Origin of the sequence: Enterobacter sp. BNK-14, from assembly GCF_047456095.1 — a bacterium.
Lineage (GTDB): Bacteria > Pseudomonadota > Gammaproteobacteria > Enterobacterales > Enterobacteriaceae > Enterobacter > Enterobacter kobei.
The window spans coordinates 1,051,056-1,069,826 of the sequence record NZ_CP179897.1 but is presented as its reverse complement, the minus strand read 5'-3'; the positions used below and the strand labels follow the sequence as shown (position 1 = coordinate 1,069,826).

The 18,771-nt window shown below is 54.3% G+C and carries 17 protein-coding genes and 1 pseudogene; 10 read left to right on the top strand and 8 right to left on the bottom strand.

Annotated features, from left to right (window positions below; all coding sequences use genetic code 11):
• Positions 1-67: 67 nt before the first annotated feature.
• Both ACMGGM_RS05315 and ACMGGM_RS05310 read left to right on the top strand, forming a co-directional pair.
• Positions 68-2,848, top strand: a complete 2,781-nt coding sequence (locus tag ACMGGM_RS05315) for a flavocytochrome c (protein WP_045135164.1) — start codon at positions 68-70, stop codon at positions 2,846-2,848.
• Between the two features lie 93 nt (positions 2,849-2,941).
• Positions 2,942-3,901, top strand: coding sequence for an FAD:protein FMN transferase (locus tag ACMGGM_RS05310; protein WP_045135165.1), 960 nt, complete (start codon positions 2,942-2,944; stop codon positions 3,899-3,901).
• Here the strand turns inward: ACMGGM_RS05310 and dcuR are convergent.
• Positions 3,882-4,601, bottom strand: coding sequence for a two-component system response regulator DcuR (gene dcuR / locus ACMGGM_RS05305; protein WP_045135166.1), 720 nt, complete (start codon positions 4,599-4,601; stop codon positions 3,882-3,884). The genes ACMGGM_RS05310 and dcuR overlap by 20 nt on opposite strands.
• On the bottom strand, positions 4,598-6,214 hold the full coding sequence (locus ACMGGM_RS05300; protein ID WP_014884413.1) for a sensor histidine kinase: 1,617 nt from the start codon (positions 6,212-6,214) through the stop codon (positions 4,598-4,600). Before ACMGGM_RS05300 ends, dcuR begins: the two co-directional genes overlap by 4 nt.
• A gap of 164 nt (positions 6,215-6,378) precedes the next feature.
• Here ACMGGM_RS05300 and ACMGGM_RS05295 point away from each other — a divergent pair, with 164 nt between their 5' ends.
• Entirely contained in the window at positions 6,379-7,242 is an 864-nt protein-coding gene (locus tag ACMGGM_RS05295) for an N-acetylmuramic acid 6-phosphate etherase (RefSeq protein ID WP_063614370.1), read from the top strand.
• Between the two features lie 58 nt (positions 7,243-7,300).
• On the opposite strand, the gene ACMGGM_RS05290 is transcribed toward ACMGGM_RS05295, so the two are convergent.
• On the bottom strand, positions 7,301-8,377 hold the full coding sequence (locus ACMGGM_RS05290; protein ID WP_063614369.1) for a porin: 1,077 nt from the start codon (positions 8,375-8,377) through the stop codon (positions 7,301-7,303).
• A 285-nt stretch (positions 8,378-8,662) separates the two neighbouring features.
• On the opposite strand from ACMGGM_RS05290, the gene ACMGGM_RS05285 reads away from it, so the two are divergent.
• The 3 genes from ACMGGM_RS05285 (at position 8,663) to ACMGGM_RS05275 (ending at position 11,313) form a co-directional block, all read left to right on the top strand.
• Positions 8,663-9,364, top strand: a complete 702-nt coding sequence (locus ACMGGM_RS05285; RefSeq protein ID WP_063614368.1) for a phosphohydrolase — start codon at positions 8,663-8,665, stop codon at positions 9,362-9,364.
• Between the two features lie 61 nt (positions 9,365-9,425).
• A complete protein-coding gene (locus tag ACMGGM_RS05280) occupies positions 9,426-10,841 on the top strand; it encodes a DNA cytosine methyltransferase (RefSeq protein WP_014884409.1) in 1,416 nt (471 codons plus the stop codon).
• On the top strand, positions 10,822-11,313 hold the full coding sequence (locus ACMGGM_RS05275; RefSeq protein ID WP_014884408.1) for a very short patch repair endonuclease: 492 nt from the start codon (positions 10,822-10,824) through the stop codon (positions 11,311-11,313). The genes ACMGGM_RS05280 and ACMGGM_RS05275 overlap by 20 nt, the downstream gene beginning before the upstream one ends.
• On the opposite strand, the gene yedA is transcribed toward ACMGGM_RS05275, so the two are convergent.
• Positions 11,285-12,205: a drug/metabolite exporter YedA gene (gene yedA / locus ACMGGM_RS05270; RefSeq protein WP_414149155.1), complete on the bottom strand. Its 921-nt coding sequence runs from the start codon at positions 12,203-12,205 to the stop codon at positions 11,285-11,287. The genes ACMGGM_RS05275 and yedA overlap by 29 nt on opposite strands.
• A gap of 175 nt (positions 12,206-12,380) precedes the next feature.
• Between yedA and ACMGGM_RS05265 the strand changes: the two genes are divergently transcribed.
• The 3 genes from ACMGGM_RS05265 to dgcQ all read left to right on the top strand — a co-directional run bounded on the left by ACMGGM_RS05265 (position 12,381) and on the right by dgcQ (position 15,330).
• A complete protein-coding gene (locus ACMGGM_RS05265; RefSeq protein ID WP_349675177.1) occupies positions 12,381-13,295 on the top strand; it encodes a DUF808 domain-containing protein in 915 nt (304 codons plus the stop codon).
• Positions 13,296-13,373: 78 nt separating this feature from the next.
• The gene (locus ACMGGM_RS05260; RefSeq protein ID WP_008500307.1) at positions 13,374-13,556 is read left to right on the top strand and encodes a YodC family protein; all 183 of its coding nucleotides are present in this window, start codon (positions 13,374-13,376) and stop codon (positions 13,554-13,556) included.
• Positions 13,557-13,629: 73 nt separating this feature from the next.
• Positions 13,630-15,330: a cellulose biosynthesis regulator diguanylate cyclase DgcQ gene (gene dgcQ / locus ACMGGM_RS05255; RefSeq protein ID WP_045281541.1), complete on the top strand. Its 1,701-nt coding sequence runs from the start codon at positions 13,630-13,632 to the stop codon at positions 15,328-15,330.
• On the opposite strand, the gene ACMGGM_RS05250 is transcribed toward dgcQ, so the two are convergent.
• Both ACMGGM_RS05250 and yodD read right to left on the bottom strand, forming a co-directional pair.
• Entirely contained in the window at positions 15,315-16,115 is an 801-nt protein-coding gene (locus tag ACMGGM_RS05250; RefSeq protein ID WP_045281540.1) for a mannosyl-3-phosphoglycerate phosphatase-related protein, read from the bottom strand. The genes dgcQ and ACMGGM_RS05250 overlap by 16 nt on opposite strands.
• Positions 16,116-16,416: 301 nt before the next feature.
• Positions 16,417-16,644: a YodD family peroxide/acid resistance protein gene (gene yodD / locus ACMGGM_RS05245; RefSeq protein WP_014884403.1), complete on the bottom strand. Its 228-nt coding sequence runs from the start codon at positions 16,642-16,644 to the stop codon at positions 16,417-16,419.
• 129 nt (positions 16,645-16,773) lie between these two features.
• Between yodD and dsrB the strand changes: the two genes are divergently transcribed.
• Positions 16,774-16,962 carry a protein DsrB gene (gene dsrB / locus ACMGGM_RS05240; protein WP_013097741.1) on the top strand — a complete coding sequence of 63 codons (189 nt, stop codon included), beginning with the start codon at positions 16,774-16,776 and terminating at the stop codon, positions 16,960-16,962.
• A gap of 102 nt (positions 16,963-17,064) precedes the next feature.
• Here the strand turns inward: dsrB and rcsA are convergent, their stop codons facing one another.
• Together rcsA and fliR are read right to left on the bottom strand one after the other, a co-directional pair.
• Positions 17,065-17,688: a transcriptional regulator RcsA gene (gene rcsA, locus ACMGGM_RS05235; protein ID WP_008500313.1), complete on the bottom strand. Its 624-nt coding sequence runs from the start codon at positions 17,686-17,688 to the stop codon at positions 17,065-17,067.
• Positions 17,689-17,965: 277 nt separating this feature from the next.
• Positions 17,966-18,767, bottom strand: a pseudogene (gene fliR, locus ACMGGM_RS05230) (flagellar biosynthetic protein FliR).
• Positions 18,768-18,771 lie beyond the last annotated feature (4 nt).

Genomic DNA, 18,771 nt, shown 5'->3' with positions numbered 1-18,771 from the left:
ATAACAACCAATTTAAAAATTAAACCCGATAACGAATTCTTAATTTTAAAAGTTTGGAGTTTCTATTATGAGCACTAACGAACGCATTCTTAGCCCCTTCACATTACCGAATGGCACTGAACTGAAAAACCGTTTGTTAATGGCCCCGATGACCACCTGTACCGGCTACTATGACGGTACTGTCACCAGTGAGCTGGTGGAGTACTACCGGGCTCGCTCCGGCAGCATCGGTACCATCATCGTGGAGTGCTGCTTCGTTGACGATCTCGGTCTCGCCTTCCCGGGCGCCATCGGTATTGATAACGACGAGAAAATTGCCGGGCTGGCGAAAATCGCAGAGGCGATTAAATCCAAAGGTTCGAAAGCGCTGCTGCAGATCTACCACGGCGGCCGTATGGTTGACCCAAAACTGATTGGTGGCCGTACCCCGGTTGGCCCAAGCGCGGTGGCCGCACCGCGTGACGGTGCCGCAACGCCGGTTGCACTGACCGCCGAAGAAGTAGAAGGAATGATCGGCAAGTTTGGGGAAGCTGTGCGTCGCGCCATTCAGGCCGGTTTCGACGGCGTGGAAATCCACGGGGCCAACACCTACCTGATTCAGCAGTTCTACTCACCGAACTCTAACCAGCGCGATGACGAGTGGGGCGGCAGCCGCGACAACCGCGCGAAGTTCCCGCTGGCCGTGCTGGACATTACGCACAAAATGGTGCGCCAGTACGCGGATGATGCCTTCATCATTGGTTACCGCTTCTCCCCTGAAGAGCTGGAAGTCCCGGGCATCCGTTTTGAAGACACCATGTACCTGCTGGAGAAACTGGCCGCGCGCGGCGTGGATTACCTGCACTTCTCCGTCGGTGCAACCCTGCGTCCTTCGATTGTTGACACCCAGGACCCGACCCCGCTCATCGAAAAATACTGCGCGATGCGTTCAGAAACGCTGGCGCAGGTTCCGGTCATGGGCGTGGGCGGCGTGGTGAATGCTTCAGACGTGAATGACGCGCTGGACCACGGTTACGACCTGATTGCCGTTGGCCGCGCCACCATCGCTTATCCGGACTGGACAGACCGCATCGCGGCTGGCGAAAGCCTTGAGCTGTTTATGGACAGCACCAAACGCGAGGAACTGAACATCCCGGAACCGCTGTGGCGCTTCTCGCTGGTGGAAGCGATGATCCGCGACATGAGCATGGGCGAGTCTAAATTCAAACCGGGCACCTTCGTTGAGAAAGTGCAGGACGACGCTAATGAGCTGGTGATTAACGTCAGCCTGGAAACCGACCGCATTGCGGACATCGCGCTGGCCTCCGGCCCAAGCGAAGACGTTGAGTTTGTGACCAGCTTCGAAGAGATCCGTACCCGCATTCTGGATGCCAACACCCCGCACGTAGATGCCATCACCGGCGCAACCAGCCAGAGTGAAGCGGTGAAAAAAGCGGTTTCTAAAGCGATGCTGAAATCCAGTAAAGCGCTGGCGGCAGAGGAGGGCGTTGACCCGAACGAAACCCGCAGCGTTGACGTGGTTGTCGTGGGCAGCGGCGGTGCCGGTCTGGCGGCGGCGATTCAGGCGCACGACGAAGGCGCAAGCGTGCTGATTGTCGAGAAAATGCCAACCATCGGCGGTAACACCATCAAAGCGTCTGCCGGGATGAACGCCGCTGAAACTCGCTTCCAGCGCGTGAAGGGTATTCAGGACAGCAAAGAGCTGTTCTACCAGGAAAGCCTGAAAGGCGGCGGTAACAAGAACAACCCGGAACTGCTGCGTCGCTTTGTCGAGAACGCACCGGAAGCAATTGAGTGGCTGGCAACCCGCGGCATTATGCTCAACGACATCACCACCACCGGCGGGATGAGCATCGACCGTACTCACCGTCCAAAAGACGGTTCTGCAGTAGGCGGCTATCTGATCAGCGGTCTGGTGCGTAACGTCAACAAACGCAACATCGAGGTGATGCTGGATACCTCCGTCAGTGACATTATTTTCGAAAACGGCGAAGTGACCGGCGTGCGCCTGACGACCGAAGAAAATGAAACCGTCATCGTGGCAACCAAAAGCGTGATTGTGGCGACCGGCGGCTTCAGCGCCAACAGCCAGATGGTGGTGAAATACCGTCCGGACCTGGAAGGATTCGTCACCACCAACCATAAAGGGGCCACCGGCGGCGGTATCGCACTGCTGGAGCGCATCGGGGCGGGCACCGTGGATATGGGCGAAATTCAGATTCACCCCACCGTGGAGCAGAAAACCTCGTACCTGATTTCCGAATCCATCCGCGGCGGCGGGGCTATTCTGGTCAATCAGAAAGGGGAGCGCTTCTACAACGAAATGTCGACCCGCGACAAAGTCTCCGCGCAGATCATCGCGCTGCCAGAGAAATACGCTTACATCGTCTTTGATGAACACGTACGCGCCAAAAACAAAGCTGCGGATGAGTACATCGCCAAAGGGTTCGTGACCAGCGCCAGCTCACCAAAAGCCCTGGCCGAAGCGCTGGGCATGGATCATCACGCTTTCCTGGCAACGCTGGAACGCTACAACGGCTTTGTCGAGAAACAGCACGACGATGATTTTGGCCGTACCACCGCGCTGCGTGCGCCAATCAATGAAGGGCCGTTCTACGCCATTCAGATTGCGCCGGGCGTGCACCACACCATGGGCGGTGTGACCATCAACACTGAAACCTGCGTGCTGGACAGCAACCACAACGTGCTGCCAGGGGCATTTGCTGCGGGTGAAGTGGTCGGCGGGATCCACGGCGGTAACCGTATCGGCGGTAACGCGGTGGCAGACATCATTATTTTTGGTACCCTTGCCGGACATCAGGCGGCGATGCGCGCAAAAATGGCATAAAGCACCTGTGTTGTAGGCCGGATAAACGCAACGTTATCCGGCGATTTCCCCGGCGGCGCGGTGCTTGCCGGGGCTACATCTGAGGAAACATGCATGTCAGATAACCGTGTTTACAGTTACTCCGCCGTCCTGATGGGTTCCCCCATCCTCCTGAAACTCTTCTCCCATGACGAAGCCCTCGCCTCCCGCGTGTTTCGACTCATCAAACAGTATGAAGATCTGCTTACCGTCAACCGTGCCCACTCGCAGGTGATGGACATCAACCACGCGGCTGGGCAGCATCCGGTCATCGTCAGCCGACCGGTGTTCGAGCTGATCCGCTGTGCAAAAGCGGCAAGCCTGCTCAAGGACAGCGCTTTTAACCTGGCGATAGGCCCGCTGGTGAAGCGCTGGAAAATTGGTTTCCGGGGTGACAGCGTTCCGCCTGCTGATGACATTGCGGCGCTGCTGGCGATTACCCGTCCTGAGGATGTCATCCTTGATGAGGCGCAGAGCAGCGTGTTTCTGGCGAGAGCAGGCATGGAGATCGACCTGGGCGCCATCGCCAAAGGCTATATCGCTGACCGGGTGCGGGATTACCTGCACAAAGAGGGGACCGAGCGGGGACTCATCAACCTGGGGGGAAATATCCAGACGTTGGGCTCACCGGAAGGGGGCTGGAGCGTCGGGCTGAAAAAACCGTTCGTCAGCGACGCGCTGATTGGCGCGATGACGGTGGAAAACCGCTCCGTGGTGACGTCAGGAACCTACGAGCGCTTCTTTGAGCAAAACGGCAAGCGCTATCACCATATTCTCGATCCGCGCACCGGATACCCGCTGGACAACGCGCTGGACAGCGTCACCATCGTGTCAAAAGAGTCTATCGACGGCGATATCTGGACCACGCTGATGTACGGCATGGGCATAGAGAAGGGCTGTGCGGTGCTGCGCTCTCGCCCGGATATTGAAGCCATTTTTGTGACCAAAACAAAAGAAGTGGTGATCTCATCGATGCACCACTTCCGCTTTACGTTGCTGGATAATACCTACCGCGTTACTGACAGTACTGCTTAAGCAGCCCCGTCTGTTCCGGCTGGAGACGGTAACGATACACTGGCCTCCCGGTGGCACCGTAGTGAATGCTGGTGAACAGAATGTTGATTTGCGCCAGCCAGATCAGGTATTTGCGGCACGACACGCGGGAGATATTCACCGCGCTCGCCAGGTCATCGGTGGAAAACTCCATCTCCGGGTGGGCGTCAATCCACTGGCAGATCGTGCGCAGCGTCTGCGGCGTTAACCCTTTCGGCAGCTTTTTGCTGTCCGCCAGCTCCGGCGCTCCGCCGTGGATCAGGCGGTCAACGTCGGCCTGTTCATAATACGGGTGCGATTCCATCAGGTTATGCTTCGCTTTCCAGCCGTTGAGCGCCTCTTCAAAGCGCGGGAACTGGAAAGGTTTGATCAGGTAATCCACCACGCCGTAGTGGATAGAGGTCTGGATCGTGGCGGCATCGGCGGCCGAGGAGATCATAATGACATCGATCGGGCGGCCGGACGCGCGAATCACGGGCAGCAGATCCAGCCCGTTATCCTGCTGCATATAGACATCCAGTAGCACCAGATCGACCGGCTGACCGGAGTCGTTAATCATGGCCTTCGCCTGGTTGAGCGTGGAGGCGACACCGCAGCAGCTAAAGCCTTCAACACGGTTGACATACAGACGGTTGAGGTCGGCCACCATGGCGTCATCATCGACAATTAATACATTTATCACGCGATATTCCTCTCGCTATCCCAGGGGATGTGAACAAAAAATTGGGTAAAGACGCCAGGCTCAGACTCCACGGAGATCTCTCCGCCCAGGTTCTGAATCTGCTGGCGAGCAAGGAACAGCCCAACGCCGCGGTTTTCACCTTTCGTTGAGAAGCCCTTAGTAAAAATAGCCTCCAGCTGAGTGGGATCAATGCCGGGGCCATCGTCGCTGACTTCGCAACTGAGCCAGCCATTCTGATAATGCAGCAGCAGGCCGATCTCGCCTTCCTGCTGTCCTTCCATCGCGTCGAGCGCGTTTTCAATCAGGTTACCCAGCGCGGTGATCAACACCGCGACCTGCTCTTCGCTGGCGGTATCCGGTATCTGGCTTTCGTCCGCCAGCGTCAGGGTGACGCCCGCCTCTTTTGCCCGGTTGATTTTACCCAGCAGGAACCCGGCAATGACCGGCGATTTTACCTTGCTCTGGATCGTACCGATATCCGTCTGGTAATTATGCGCCGTCTGGATGATGTACTCCTCCAGCTTGTCATAGCGCTTCATATGCAGCAGGCCAAGGATCACATGCAGTTTATTCATAAACTCGTGCGTGTGGCTGCGCAGGGCGTCGACGTAGTTGACCATGCCATCAATGCGCTGCATCAGCTGGCTGATTTCCGTTTTATCGCGGAAGGTGGCGATCGCCCCGATGACCTGCTCCTGGCTTTTGACCGGCACCATGTTGCACAGCAACAGCCGACCGTTACAGCTGATCTCCTGATCCTGGCGCGCGACGCCGGTTTTTGAAATCTCACGCAGGCTGGCTAAAAGTGGTGCGCTGGCGTTTTCCGTTTGCTTGCCGGAGGGCAGGAGTAAAATTTCTCTGGCGGTGTGGTTGATCATCGTCACGCGCCCGTGAATATCGACGGCCAGTACGCCTTCGCGAAGCGACTGCAGCATTGCCTGACGTTGTTCGAAAAGGGCGGATATCTCGTAGGGTTCGAGGCCGAACAGAATGCGCTTCAGCACCCGCACCAGGCCCCAAATCGCCATCGAACTCATAAAGATACTGAATAATATCGTCCAGAGCGCATTCAGCCGCCCGCGGGCAATCTGGTCTTCCACCTTTTTGAGGGAGATACCGACCACCACCACCCCGATCTGATCGTGCTGGCTGTCATAAACCGGGGTAAAGACGCGAAGCGCTTCGGCGAGGGCGCCCCGGTTAACCGAGACGTTCTCTTTACCTTCCAGGGCGGGTTCCAGATCGTTACCAATAAAATGCAGGCCAATCAGTGCTTCGTTTGGGTGCGAGTAGCGAATACCGCGCATGTCGGTCACCACGGTGAGCAGCAGATCGTTACGTTGGGTGACCGCTTTGGCGATGGGCTGAATAATGTCGGCCTGCGGGGACTGCATCAGACCTCGCTGGATCTCCGGGCTGTCGGCCAGCGTGCGGGCGATACCCAGTGCGGTGTCTTTGACATCATCGCGGGTGGCCCGGGTGATCTGAACGGAGTAGAGCGCAAAGACCAGAAGCAGCACAGAGGCAATAATCGCGCATACCATCAACGTGACCAGCGTGTTCAGTTTCATGGGGCGCTTGCGCGTCAGAAGGAAAGGCTGCAAATCGCTCATCAATACTCCGCGATGATTAACAAAGGGGTAATTATCGCTGATGACGCGCGTTTCTTAAAGCCATGTAAAGGCGTGGATTTGGTCCTCTTTTCGTGACCCTCCTCGCAGGTCATCCATATAAAACACTTTATAGTGTGTGGGTACTCATAATAAGGAGGCTGTTTATGAGCATTATGCTTACCGGTTCGGTCAAGGAAAGACGGCACGCCAGCACGATGAATATTGATAGATTGTCCACGCTGGACATGCTGAAGGTCATTCACCAGGAAGATGCACTCATTTCCGCTGCAATATCCCCCTGTTTAACGACGATCGCCCGCGTGGTGGATAACGCCGCGGCAACTCTTAGTCACGGGGGCCGTCTGGTTATTGTTGGGGCGGGGCCGTCTGGCCGTGTCGCACAACAGGCTGCCGATGAATATGCGCCGGGCAAAACCCCTGTGATTGCCGTGACGGCACAGGAAGGGGAAGGGAGCTACGAGCGTGGCGTTGCCGATCTGCAGGCCATTAAGTTTGGTGAACACGATATGATGCTGGCGGTCACCGTTAGCGGAAAAACGCCGTGGGTCTGGGGTGCAATGCGCCATGCATGGTCGCTGGGCTCTATGGTCGCCATCATTACCGGTGATGCACAAAGTGAAGCGGCGCAGCTGGCAAGCATGGTGATTGCCCCGGTGCTGGGGGCTGATGTGGTGGCAGGCTTTAGCAATACCAAAGCGGGTATTGCGCAAAAAATGATCCTCTCGATGGTCACCACCGGGCTGTCCGTGCGGACCGGGCGCGTTTACAGCAACCTGCGGGTGGATCTGGAGGCACGCAATACCAAATGGGCCGAACGACAAATTGCCATTGTGATGGAGGCGGGGGGCTGCACCCGGGCGCAGGCAAAAGCCGCGCTTGAGAGCTGTAACCATAACTGTAAAACGGCAGTCCTGATGGTACTGACCGGGCTGGATGCATGGAAAGCCCACGAACTGCTGGCGCAGAATAACGGGTTTATTCGCGTGGCGTTGCAGGAAGCGCCGTAAATTCGGCTCTTATAAATGAAAAAAAGCCCGCGAGTGCGGGCTTTAGTATTTTTGGGGATTAGAACTGGTAAACAATACCCATCGCGAACTGATCGTCCGTCACATTACCCGTAATGGCTCCGTCTTCTTCATCCAACAAGTTAAATTTATATGCAGTATAAACATTCATGTTTTTATTGAAGTAGTACCAGGTACCAAGTTCGATGTAATTCACGCGGTCAGCGTTGACACCTTCATAACCATTAGTTGCACCGAAATCCTTGGCCTGAGAATAAACATAGCCAAGGGATGGACGCAAACCAAAGTCGAATTGATACTGAACGACTGCTTCTACGTTCTGAGTCTTATTAGCAAAACCGCGATTAGAACCTGCTTTGGTCATGTTACGCGTTTCGCCGTACATAACTGCGGCGTAAACGCTATTTGCATCATACTTAGCAGACAGTGCCCATACTTCAGCGTTGTCGCCATAGCCGTCAAGCGTTTGTAAGTCAGTACGGTCAGATTTACCGTAGACGCCGACAAAGCCAAAGCCGTCTACATTATAATTCACAGACATGCTGTAGCCATCGCCATTTGCTTTGAAGCGATCCCGGTCGTCGTTCTTACCCTGATACTGAACAGCGAAGTTCAGACCATCAACCATACCAAAGAAATCGGTATTGCGGTAAGTTGCGACACCGTTGGTACGTTGTGTCATAAAGTTATCGGTAGCGGCCCAGGAGTCTCCACCCCATTCAACCAACATATCGGTGTAAGCTGCGCCGTCATAAGCCACGCCATAGTTACGGCCATAATCGAATGAGCCGTAGTCAGACATTTTCAGACCTGAAAATGCCAGACGGGTACTTTCGTCCTGGTCACCTTCAGGTGCGCTGGCATCGATGTTGTATTCAAACTGGCCGTAACCGGTCAGTTGGTTATTGATCTGTGTTTCGCCTTTCACACCAAAACGAGCATATGACGTATCTTTGTTTTCACTGTTGCTTGTGTCAGTGTCAGACCAGATGCGTTCACCAACCATCTTGCCGTAGAAATCAACTTTGTTGCCGTTTTTATTATAAATTTCAGCCGCATTTGCTGCGCCAGCCATTAATAATGCGGGTACCAGGATTGCCAGAACTTTTCTTTTCATTATATATTCCCTTTAAAGATAATTTATATGAATATATGTAATCACCCTCCGTAATTACGATTTTGATACTATTCTATGGATTGTTATTTTGGTTCAAAAATAAATGTAATTAAATCGGTAAAAATATTGCAAAATATTTCTAAAGCTCTCATTATTTTTCATGTGAATTAATGAACTGAATACATTGCGCATAATTATTATTAAGTATTTCTCATTTCTATTTTTTAAATCATTTAATTCGGCTGTGTTATAATCCACAGCCTGTTTTCGTCACAGGAAAGAATGATGGAACTCGTACAGTGGCAGCAGCGTTTTGAATCCTGGCTTGATGAACATCACGCCAGCGATGACAGTGCGCATGATATTTCGCACTTCCGCCGCGTCTGGATGACGGCCCGAAAAATAATGATTCATCATCAGGCCGATCCGCTGGTGGTCCTGACCGCCTGCTATTTTCACGACATCGTTAGCCTGCCGAAAAATCATCCTGAACGCAGTCAGTCATCGCGTCTGGCGGCGCGCAAAACGCGGGACATTCTGCACCGCGATTTCCCGGACTTTCCGCCGGATCGCTTTGCCGCCGTGGAGCACGCCATCGAGGCGCACAGTTTCAGCGCGGGTATTGCGCCGCAAAGTATCGAGGCCAAAATTGTCCAGGATGCCGATCGTCTCGAAGCGCTGGGCGCGATTGGCCTGGCGCGCGTGTTTGCCGTCTCGGGTGGGCTGGGCGTGGCACTGTTTGACGCGGAAGATCCCTTTGCCGATGCGCGCTCGCTGGATGACCGGGCATTTGCCCTCGATCATTTTCAGACTAAGCTGCTGCGCTTGCCTGATACAATGCAAACCGACGTCGGGCGCGAGCTCGCGCAACATAACGCCGATTTTCTCGTTCACTTTATGGCGAAACTCAGTGCCGAATTACAGGGCGACTGCATCGGGCTGGATAGCCAGATTCAGCACCGCTTCTGTCGCAGTTTGCCCAACTGAACTGTGGTAATCTGTTCCCAGTCTTTATTCTCCGGTTAAAAGAATGCAGGAAAATCGATCAGTGACAGGGCCCGCGCCAGAGCAGGCTGAGAAATCAACGGCAACGGTGCAGGCATTACTGCGCCAGCTGCTGGATATTTATGATGTCAAAACGCTGGCGAACCAGCTGATAGCGCACGGTGAGAGCCACTGGAGCCCGGCCATCCTTAAGCGACTGCTGACCAGCGAGCGGGCAGGGCGCCGCCTGAGCGACGGTGAGTTTCGTTATCTGCAAAACCTGCTTCCGCGTCCGTCTGCCGCGCACCCGGACTATGCATTCCGCTTTATCGATCTGTTCGCCGGTATCGGTGGGATCCGGCACGGTTTTGAAGCCATCGGCGGTCAGTGTGTGTTTACCAGCGAGTGGAACAAACATGCGGTACGCACCTATAAAGCGAACTGGTACTGCGATCCGCACGAGCATCACTTCAACGCCGATATACGTGATGTCACCCTGAGCCATAAAAGCGGCGTCACGGATGAGCAGGCCGCCGGGCATATTCGTCAGACGATCCCGGCGCACGACGTGCTGCTGGCTGGCTTCCCCTGCCAGCCTTTCTCGCTGGCCGGCGTATCGAAAAAGAATGCCCTCGGTCGCGCCCACGGTTTCGCCTGCGATACGCAGGGAACGCTGTTTTTTGATGTGGCCCGCATCATTGACGCCCGCCGCCCGGCCATCTTTGTGCTGGAAAACGTCAAAAACTTAAAGAGCCATGACGGCGGAAAAACCTTCCGCATTATTATGCAAACCCTGGATGAGCTGGGTTACGACGTGGCCGATTCTGAGGATATGGGCGCGGATGACCCAAAAATCATTGACGGGAAACATTTCCTGCCCCAGCATCGCGAGCGCATTGTGCTGGTCGGCTTCCGCCGCGATCTCAATCTGAAGGGAGATTTTACCCTGCGGGATATCCCGTCTCTGTATCCCGAGCGTCGTCCAACCGTCGCCGACCTGCTGGAGCCTGTGGTCGACGCGAAATTTATCCTTACGCCCGTTCTGTGGAAATACCTCTACCGCTATGCCAAAAAGCATCAGGCAAAAGGCAACGGCTTCGGATTTGGCATGGTTAATCCTCACGATCCGCACAGCGTGACCCGCACCTTGTCCGCCCGTTATTATAAAGACGGCGCGGAAATCCTGATCGACAGAGGCTGGGATAAAGCGCTGGGCGAGAGGGATTTCGACGATCCGCAAAACCAGCTCCACCGTCCACGACGCCTCACGCCACGGGAATGTGCCCGGCTGATGGGCTTTGAAACGCCGCAGGGCTACAGTTTCCGTATTCCGGTGTCGGACACTCAGGCATACCGTCAGTTTGGTAACTCGGTGGTGGTGCCCGCATTTGCGGCGGTGGCAAAACTGCTGGCCTCACGTATCCGGCAGGCGGTGGCGCTCCGCCAGAGTGAGGCCGTCAATGACGGACGTTCACGATAAGGCAACGCGCAGCAAAAACATGCGTGCTATCGGCACGCGTGATACCGCCATTGAAAAGCGTCTGGCCGGGTTGTTGACGCAGGCGGGGTTTGATTTCCGCGTGCAGGATGCCGCGCTGGCGGGGCGACCGGATTTCGTCATCGACGCGTATCAGTGCATTATCTTTACCCACGGCTGTTTCTGGCATCATCACGACTGTTACCTGTTTAAAGTTCCGGCAACGCGCACCGATTTCTGGCTGGAGAAGATTGGCAAGAACGTTGCGCGCGACGCGCGTGATCTCACCACGCTTATCGCGCAGGGCTGGCGCGTGCTGATCGTCTGGGAGTGTGCGCTGAGAGGGCGGCGAAAACTGAACGATGCCGATCTGCGCGAACGGCTGGAAGAGTGGATCTGCGGCGGCGGACACACCGCGCAGATCGACACACAGGGGATCCACGCGCTTACGGTTTCTCCACCCCGCAAGGCGTAATCACGGGCTTCGCCGGCAGTAAATATTTGCCCAGCGTGACCAGCACGACGGCAAAAACAATCACCCCTAATGCTAACCACTCAACCGGAGAGAGTGTTTCCCCGCCGAGCCCGGTACCGAGCAGCACGGCCACGACCGGGTTGACGTAGGCATAGCTGGTGGCAACCGCCGGAGACACATTGCGGATCAGGAACATGTAGGCATTGATTGCAATGAGCGAACCAAACAGCGCCAGATACCCGACCGCCAGGAAGCCCGACAGATCCGGCATGGTCGTCAGCCTTTCCCCCGTCAGCATGGAGGCAATCAGAAGCACGATCCCCGCGGCAAGCATCTCAATCGCCCCCGCCATCATGCCGGTTGGCAGTTCGATACGCGAACCGTATACCGAACCAAACGCCCAGCTCATTGAGCCGATAAGAATAATGACCGCGCCCCACGGATTGCCGCTCAGGTTACCGCCGCTGTTGAGCAGAATAATGCCCGCCAGGCCGATGCCAATCCCAATCCCTAGCCATTCCAGCTTGCGGGTACGGATGCCAAAAAGACGGCTGAAGCAGAGGGTAAACAGCGGTACGGTGGCAACGACCACGGCGGCGATCCCCGACGGTACGTTCTGGTGCTCGGCAATGGTCACAAACCCATTCCCTACCGCCAATAGCAGCAGGCCAATCAGGGCGGCGTTGAGCATCGGGCGCAGCGGCGGTAGCTTATGACCGCGCAGCAGCAGAAAGGCCAGCAGCAACACGCCCGCCGAGAGGAAACGAATGCCCGCCATCATCAGCGGCGGCCAGCTTTCCACGCCGATGCGAATGACAAAGTAGGTCGAACCCCAGATGATATAAAGCGAAAAAAGTGCCCCGATGAGCGGTAGCAGTTGCCGGAAACGCATAATCCCTCACGACGAAATAAAAAGGTCGCTGATAGTAAACGCGAAAACTATCGTGCTGGCGAGCCCTTTAATTGTGTAGTTGATGTGAATTTTTTGTTGACGTGAGGTGCCTGTTTCCGCGTTTGCGCTTTTGCTCCATACTATTCACTTAATTACCAAAAAAAGAAGGATCACGATTTTGGCAGGAAGTAGCTTATTAACATTGCTGGATGATATTGCCACCTTACTGGATGATATTTCCGTGATGGGGAAACTGGCGGCGAAGAAAACCGCGGGTGTGCTGGGGGATGATTTATCGCTTAACGCTCAACAGGTGAGCGGTGTACGGGCTAACCGCGAACTGCCGGTGGTGTGGGGCGTGGCAAAAGGCTCGTTTCTGAATAAAGTGATCCTGGTGCCGCTGGCGCTGCTGATCAGTGCATTTATTCCCTGGGCTATCACGCCGTTGCTGATGATTGGCGGGGCATTTTTATGCTTTGAAGGCGTGGAGAAAGTCCTGCACTCCTTCAGCGCACGCAAGCATAACGACACGCCGGAGATGCGCCAGCAGCGTCTGGACGCGCTGGCCGCGCAGGATCCGAAAACCTTCGAGCGCGATAAAGTCAAAGGCGCCATTCGGACCGACTTTATTCTCTCGGCAGAGATCGTCGCCATTACGTTGGGTATTGTCTCCGATGCGCCGCTGCTCAATCAGGTGTTGATCCTCTCCGGCATCGCCATTCTGGTCACCGTCGGCGTGTACGGTCTGGTCGGATTGATCGTGAAGCTGGATGATATCGGCTACTGGCTGGAGGAGAAATCAAGCGCGGTGGCAAAAGGCATCGGTAAAAGCTTACTGACGCTGGCACCGTGGTTGATGAAGAGCTTGTCGGTGGTTGGCACCCTGGCGATGTTCCTGGTGGGGGGCGGTATTGTGGTCCACGGCATTGCTCCGCTGCACCATGCGATCGAACAGTTCTCCTCGGCGCAGGGGAGCGTGGTGGCCGCTATTCTGCCGACGCTGCTTAATCTTGTGCTGGGCTTTATCGTTGGCGCTATCGTGGTGGCGGCGGTGAAACTGGTCGAAAAAATGCGCGGTTCTGCGCACTAATTGTTACCTGTTGTGGTATGCAAAAAGACTATTCCTCGTCTAAATTGAAACAGTTTCACCCTGATACAGGAGGCAGGTATGGTCTTTTTGGTCAGTGATGAAGTTAAGCCTAAGAAAGGTGGCCCACGTATGATTGTCACAGGCTATTCTAGCGGAATGGTGGAGTGTCGGTGGCACGATGGCTATAGCATCAAGCGGGAAGCATTTCGTGAAGATGAGCTTCAGCCGGGCGACGGGCAGCACAAGCGGGACAAGGCTTAATCACATAACGCCCGGCTTTGCCGGGCGTTTTTATCTCATGTACCGGGTGTAAGGCAGTAATCAGGGAGTGTGTGTGCAGCGCGATACCTTTGTTGTAAAACAATATTTTCTGCAATGGCTGCATAAGCGTAGCAATCCGGGGTTAATCGTTAATCTCTGTTTTCTTGTCGTCCTTGCCTTTTCCACCCTCCTGACATGGCGTGAGGTGGTGGTCCTGGAGGAGGCGTATATCTCCAGCCAGCGTAACCATCTCGAAACGGTCGCCACGTCGCTGGACCGTCAGCTGCAGTACAGCGTGGACAAAATGCTGTTTTTTCGCACCAGCATGCATGATGCCTTACAGACCCCCCTGGGGTTTGATGTCCTGCGCGATGCGGTGTCTCGTTTTAGCGCCGTGCGGACGGATGAAACCTGGCAGCTGGCCGTTGATAAAAAACGCACCCTTCCCCTGAACGGCGTGTCAGATGCCTTCGTTGCAAAGTCCACGCTCCTTAACCGTGATAGTGAGCGTATCAGTAATGAGATTTCTGCCGCGCTGGAAGTGGGGTATTTACTGCGCCTGGCCTCGTCGGGTGTGCAAAGTGAAGAGCGGATAATCTACGTTTCCCGCGCGGGGTTTTATCTTTCGACAGACACGCCTGATATGGCTGACGATATCAACGCCCGCTATTACTTTCTGGTGACTCAACCTTGGTTTACCTTACACTCAGAACGCCACAATCGCGCGCGCGCGGTGCGCTGGTTTATTTCGGCGCCGTCGCCCTGGAGCAATGGGGAGCGCACGATAACGGCGAGCGTGCCCATCTATTTTGAGCATTACTGGTATGGCGTGGTAGCGATGGATTTCTCCATACACACCATGAAACGCCTGCTGACTGAGGCGACGCAGGACCGGACGGAGGGCGAGTATCAACTGTATGACACGCGTCTGAACATGATTGCCACGTCAGAAGTGGACGGCAGTCAGGTGAACCGCTTTGATGAGGTTGAAACGGCGCAAATTGCGCACGGGATTGAACACGACACCCGAGGCGGAATTCGCCTTGGAAGCCGTTTTATTAGCTGGGAGCGACTCGATCATTTTGACGGGGTGATCTTACGCGTTCATACGTTGCACGAAGGCGTACAGGGTGACTTTGGCAGCATCAGTATTGTGCTGGCCCTGCTGTGGGCGCTCTTTACCGCCATGCTGCTTGTTTCATGGCTGGTCATCCGCAGGATGGTCAGCAATATGTACACCCTCCAGCACTCCCTGCAGTGGCAGGCCTGGCACGATCCCCTCACGCGTCTGAATAACCGCGGCGCGCTGTTTGAGCGCGCAAAAGTGATTGCGGAGAACTGTCGACAACAGGGTCAGCCGTTTACGGTGATACAGATCGATCTTGACCATTTCAAATGCATTAATGACCAGTACGGGCATCAGGCGGGTGACAAAGTGCTGTCCCATGCCGCAGGGTTGATTGCCAGCGTGCTGCGCAAAAATGACGTTGCCGGGCGCGTGGGCGGGGAAGAGTTTTGCGTCGTCCTGCCGGGGAGCAGCCTGGAAGAGGGGAGAAGGGTCGCGGAGCGCATCCGGTCACGCATCAACAGCAGGGAGATCCTGGTGAAAAAGAGCACGACCGTTCGCATTAGCGCCTCCCTGGGCGTCGCCAGCGCGCAGGAAAAAGAGAACTATGTTTTTGAACAGCTGCAGTCTGCCGCGGACGACAGGCTGTATCAGGCCAAGCAGAGCGGGCGTAACCGGGTGTGCTGGAGCGATCAGGAGAAAAAGTGATCCATCCCTTCCCGCCAGCCTAAGGGACCGCTCTGCTGCGTGTGATAAGCCCGTTCAGGGCTATCATTCTGTAGCGTAATGCCCTGGCGGTTTATGCTTTTAATCACCACGGCGAAGTCGACGCTGTCCAGCAGCGGCGCATCGTTTGGGCCATCCCCCAGCCCCAGGGTGGTGGGGACACAATCTTCCTGCTCGCGGTACTGCGCAATCAGCCAGTTAACCGCCACGTCTTTACCGCAGCGTGCATCCAGAATGTGCCAGAAACGAGCCCCCTGTAGACATTTCAGACCCCTTTGCGCCAGCGCCTCTTCAAAGCGGACCATTGCGTCGTCGGTATCACGCCAGATGAGCGTGACAGAGGCGTCGTGTTTGCGTGCGAGCGCCGCACGGTAGCGCGTCAGCCCGGTCCATTCGCTGATGACGCGTTCGTTCACGTCATCAAACGTGACGAATTTAAAGCCTGCCTGCTGGCGGATTTGCTCAATAAGCGGATGAATTTCCCGATGCGTCATCCCTGTGATCTGGCTCTGCCCCATCTCCCAGCGCACATCAGGCTGAATGACCGCGCCGTTCTCAGCAATAAAAGGTAACCCCTCCAGGCCCAGATCCTGTTGGATATCCAGCATCTCTGCGGCACTCTTGCTGCTGCACAGAATCACCGGCACCTGATAATCCTGCAGTTTGTCCAGCCATGGCATCGCGGGTTGCCACTCGTAGGTATGAAAGTCCAGAAGCGATCCATCCAGATCGGAAAAAACCAGCAGGGGACCCTGAAGTGAAAGCATGATGACTCCTGAAAGCGCACGCGCCTCTACCTAAGAATATTCTTAAAAAAATACTGAAGGGAAAACCGTCTTTATAAGACGCGATTCAGCCAAAGCCGCATTCACCGTGCGTTATTGCTCATAACAAAAATGATTATGTTAAAAATATTATATTCGCCGTAAGAATATATGCTTGTCAGACAAAATCGTTGGGGATAGTGTGGTTTGTACATCAGATTTCCTGGTGTAACGAATTTTCAAGTGCTTCTTGCATAAGCAAGTTTTGATCCCGGCCATCCCCATGACCGGGATTTTTTTCGCGCTATCGATTGGCTTCAGACACGCTAAAGTCGTGTATATCAAGCTCGAAGGCCTCCGCCAGTTCGCGGTAGGTATGGTAATCCCTCCCGTTCACCATCACCCTCTCGGAATCATCCTCTGCACGACGTACTTCGGATTCACTGATCTCATTGATGGCGGCCAGCAGGGCATCGACATCCACTTCGACTTCGCGCTTGATGGTGTCGCTATACGCTTTGTTGGTCTTCATTACGGGGTACCTCATATAAACGTGTCCACGGTTAAGTATAGACCGCACACAAAAACGGCATTCGCATCCGTCAGCGATGTCAGCGCATGCGTTTTGTTCTACACTGGCTCAAAACCAGAGGAGGAATGTATGAAGGTCAACGATCGGGTTACCGTTAAAACGGACGGTGGGCCGCGCCGCCCGGGGGTGGTACTGGCAATTGAAGAGTTCAGTGAGGGGACAATGTACCTGGTATCACTGGAAGACTACCCGCTCGGCATCTGGTTTTTTAATGAACTGGGGCATCCGGACGGCATTTTTGTCGAAAAAGCGGAGTAACACAGCGTCGGGTGGCATTGCGGTTGCCCGACAACGCCCACATAAGCAAAAATCTCTGGCCTGGCCAGAGATCAAAGGTAGGGTGCAAAGGGGTTTAAGCCACTAACGCATGTTGACGAAAATCCCGTTCGTCACATTATCGGTCAAACGTACCACGTGATAGATCACTTGCTTATTATGCGTTTTAATTTTCCTTTTAATATTTCCTTTATGTGATGAAACGGTTTTTGCTTTAATATTCATCTGGTCAGAGATCTGAATAGTTCCTTGTCCTGCCATCCACATTCGCAGCATACTTGATTCAGTTCTGCTTAATGATAGGGTGGGTAAGTTAACCGCTCCTACATTTTTAACTTCTTTATTCAAATAATCACCCAGAATGTCATCCAGCGACTCGGGCTTAATCGACTTAGAACTGATCAATAAATTTTTACGGACCAACAAATACTCATCGAAATGGATATTCGCGATCGCCATAAAAACAATAAACAGAGTTTTTGGATGCTGATTAATGATTTGCTTAATGTGCTGACTGTTGGCTGGATCGTGAATGAAACAGTCCTCATTAATAAACACCACGCCTGGTTTTAGTTCGTCACAAGCGGCTGCGAGTTCGTCAACGGTGTGTGCATCGTTGATGTCTCTCTTTCTTACCCCTCTGCTTGCCAGGTACCCGGTTAACCCTAGCCGGGTGTAGCTGCATAAATCCATAATGATCGTTGACATGGCATACCCTCACTCAATGCGTAACGATAATTCACCATCTGCCTGAGAGCTCAAAACAGCCATACGGGATGGAAAAAATAATAAACCTGTGAGCATGACAAAGACTTTCAGGCGGACTCACTATCCCGTAAAGTTACGTATAATTTGCCAGGAATCTTCTTAAAGTAAAGTAAATATTAAGTATTGTGAGGTGGTTAGAAACAATTAAACCCCGTCAGATATATCCTGGAAGATGTTTTTCATGTTTTATTTTAGGAATATCCTCAGAAAGACAATATCAATCGTGAGGACTATTATTTACGTGGCAGCTCGCTGACAATATCTGCTAACAGATTGAATATCTCGCCGAATAAGTGTTCACAGAAGGGGGCGATAAGGGGCATCAGTAATGACATTAATAAAATTCCGACCGTCAACGTCAGCGGAAAACCGATCACAAAGATGGAGAGCTGCGGTGCCATGCGGTTCAACAGACCTAATGCCAGGTTGACGGTCAGGAGCAGGGTGATAATCGGCAACGCCAGCATCAGGCCGTTGAGGAAGATCAGCCCCGCCGCGCGGGTGAGCGCGAGAAAGGCATTGCTGTTGACCGGGTTTTCACCAATCGGCAGCGTATGGAAAGTATCCACCAGCATGGAGATAAGCCACAGATGACCGTTAAACGACAGGAACAGCAGCATGGCGAGCAGATCGATAATGCGCGCCAGCACCGGCATGTTGAGGTGGCTGCCGGGGTCAACAAACGTGGCGAACGATAAGCCCATCTGCAGGCCAATCAGCTCCCCGGCCGTGCGAACGGCGGCAAAGGCGAGCTGCATGGTAAAGCCTACGGCAACGCCAATCATCACCTGCTGTAATGCCACCCACACCGCATTCGCCGAGAACATCGGAATATCCACTGGGGGAAGGGAAGGGGCGACGATGATGGTGATGATAATGCCCAGCCCCACTTTGACACGCTTGGGGATCGATTTTTCGCTGAAAATCGGGGCGGTGGTGATCAGCGCCAGAATGCGCAGCATCGGCCAGAAATAGACGCCGAGCCACTGAACCCACTGGTCGCTGGTGAAGTGCAGCATCGTC

Excerpts from the sequence above, each read along its gene's own strand:
- ACMGGM_RS05295 (WP_063614370.1), top strand. The coding sequence starts at position 6,379 with ATGAGCATTATGCTTACCGGTTCGGTCAAGGAAAGACGGCACGCCAGC.
- dsrB (WP_013097741.1), top strand. The coding sequence starts at position 16,774 with ATGAAGGTCAACGATCGGGTTACCGTTAAAACGGACGGTGGGCCGCGC.
- ACMGGM_RS05250 (WP_045281540.1), bottom strand. The coding sequence starts at position 16,115 with ATGCTTTCACTTCAGGGTCCCCTGCTGGTTTTTTCCGATCTGGATGGA.
- ACMGGM_RS05285 (WP_063614368.1), top strand. The coding sequence starts at position 8,663 with ATGGAACTCGTACAGTGGCAGCAGCGTTTTGAATCCTGGCTTGATGAA.
- rcsA (WP_008500313.1), bottom strand. The coding sequence starts at position 17,688 with ATGTCAACGATCATTATGGATTTATGCAGCTACACCCGGCTAGGGTTA.
- yedA (WP_414149155.1), bottom strand. The coding sequence starts at position 12,205 with ATGCGTTTCCGGCAACTGCTACCGCTCATCGGGGCACTTTTTTCGCTT.
- ACMGGM_RS05310 (WP_045135165.1), top strand. The coding sequence starts at position 2,942 with ATGTCAGATAACCGTGTTTACAGTTACTCCGCCGTCCTGATGGGTTCC.
- ACMGGM_RS05315 (WP_045135164.1), top strand. The coding sequence starts at position 68 with ATGAGCACTAACGAACGCATTCTTAGCCCCTTCACATTACCGAATGGC.
- ACMGGM_RS05275 (WP_014884408.1), top strand. The coding sequence starts at position 10,822 with ATGACGGACGTTCACGATAAGGCAACGCGCAGCAAAAACATGCGTGCT.
- ACMGGM_RS05290 (WP_063614369.1), bottom strand. The coding sequence starts at position 8,377 with ATGAAAAGAAAAGTTCTGGCAATCCTGGTACCCGCATTATTAATGGCT.
- ACMGGM_RS05300 (WP_014884413.1), bottom strand. The coding sequence starts at position 6,214 with ATGAGCGATTTGCAGCCTTTCCTTCTGACGCGCAAGCGCCCCATGAAA.
- ACMGGM_RS05260 (WP_008500307.1), top strand. The coding sequence starts at position 13,374 with ATGGTCTTTTTGGTCAGTGATGAAGTTAAGCCTAAGAAAGGTGGCCCA.
- yodD (WP_014884403.1), bottom strand. The coding sequence starts at position 16,644 with ATGAAGACCAACAAAGCGTATAGCGACACCATCAAGCGCGAAGTCGAA.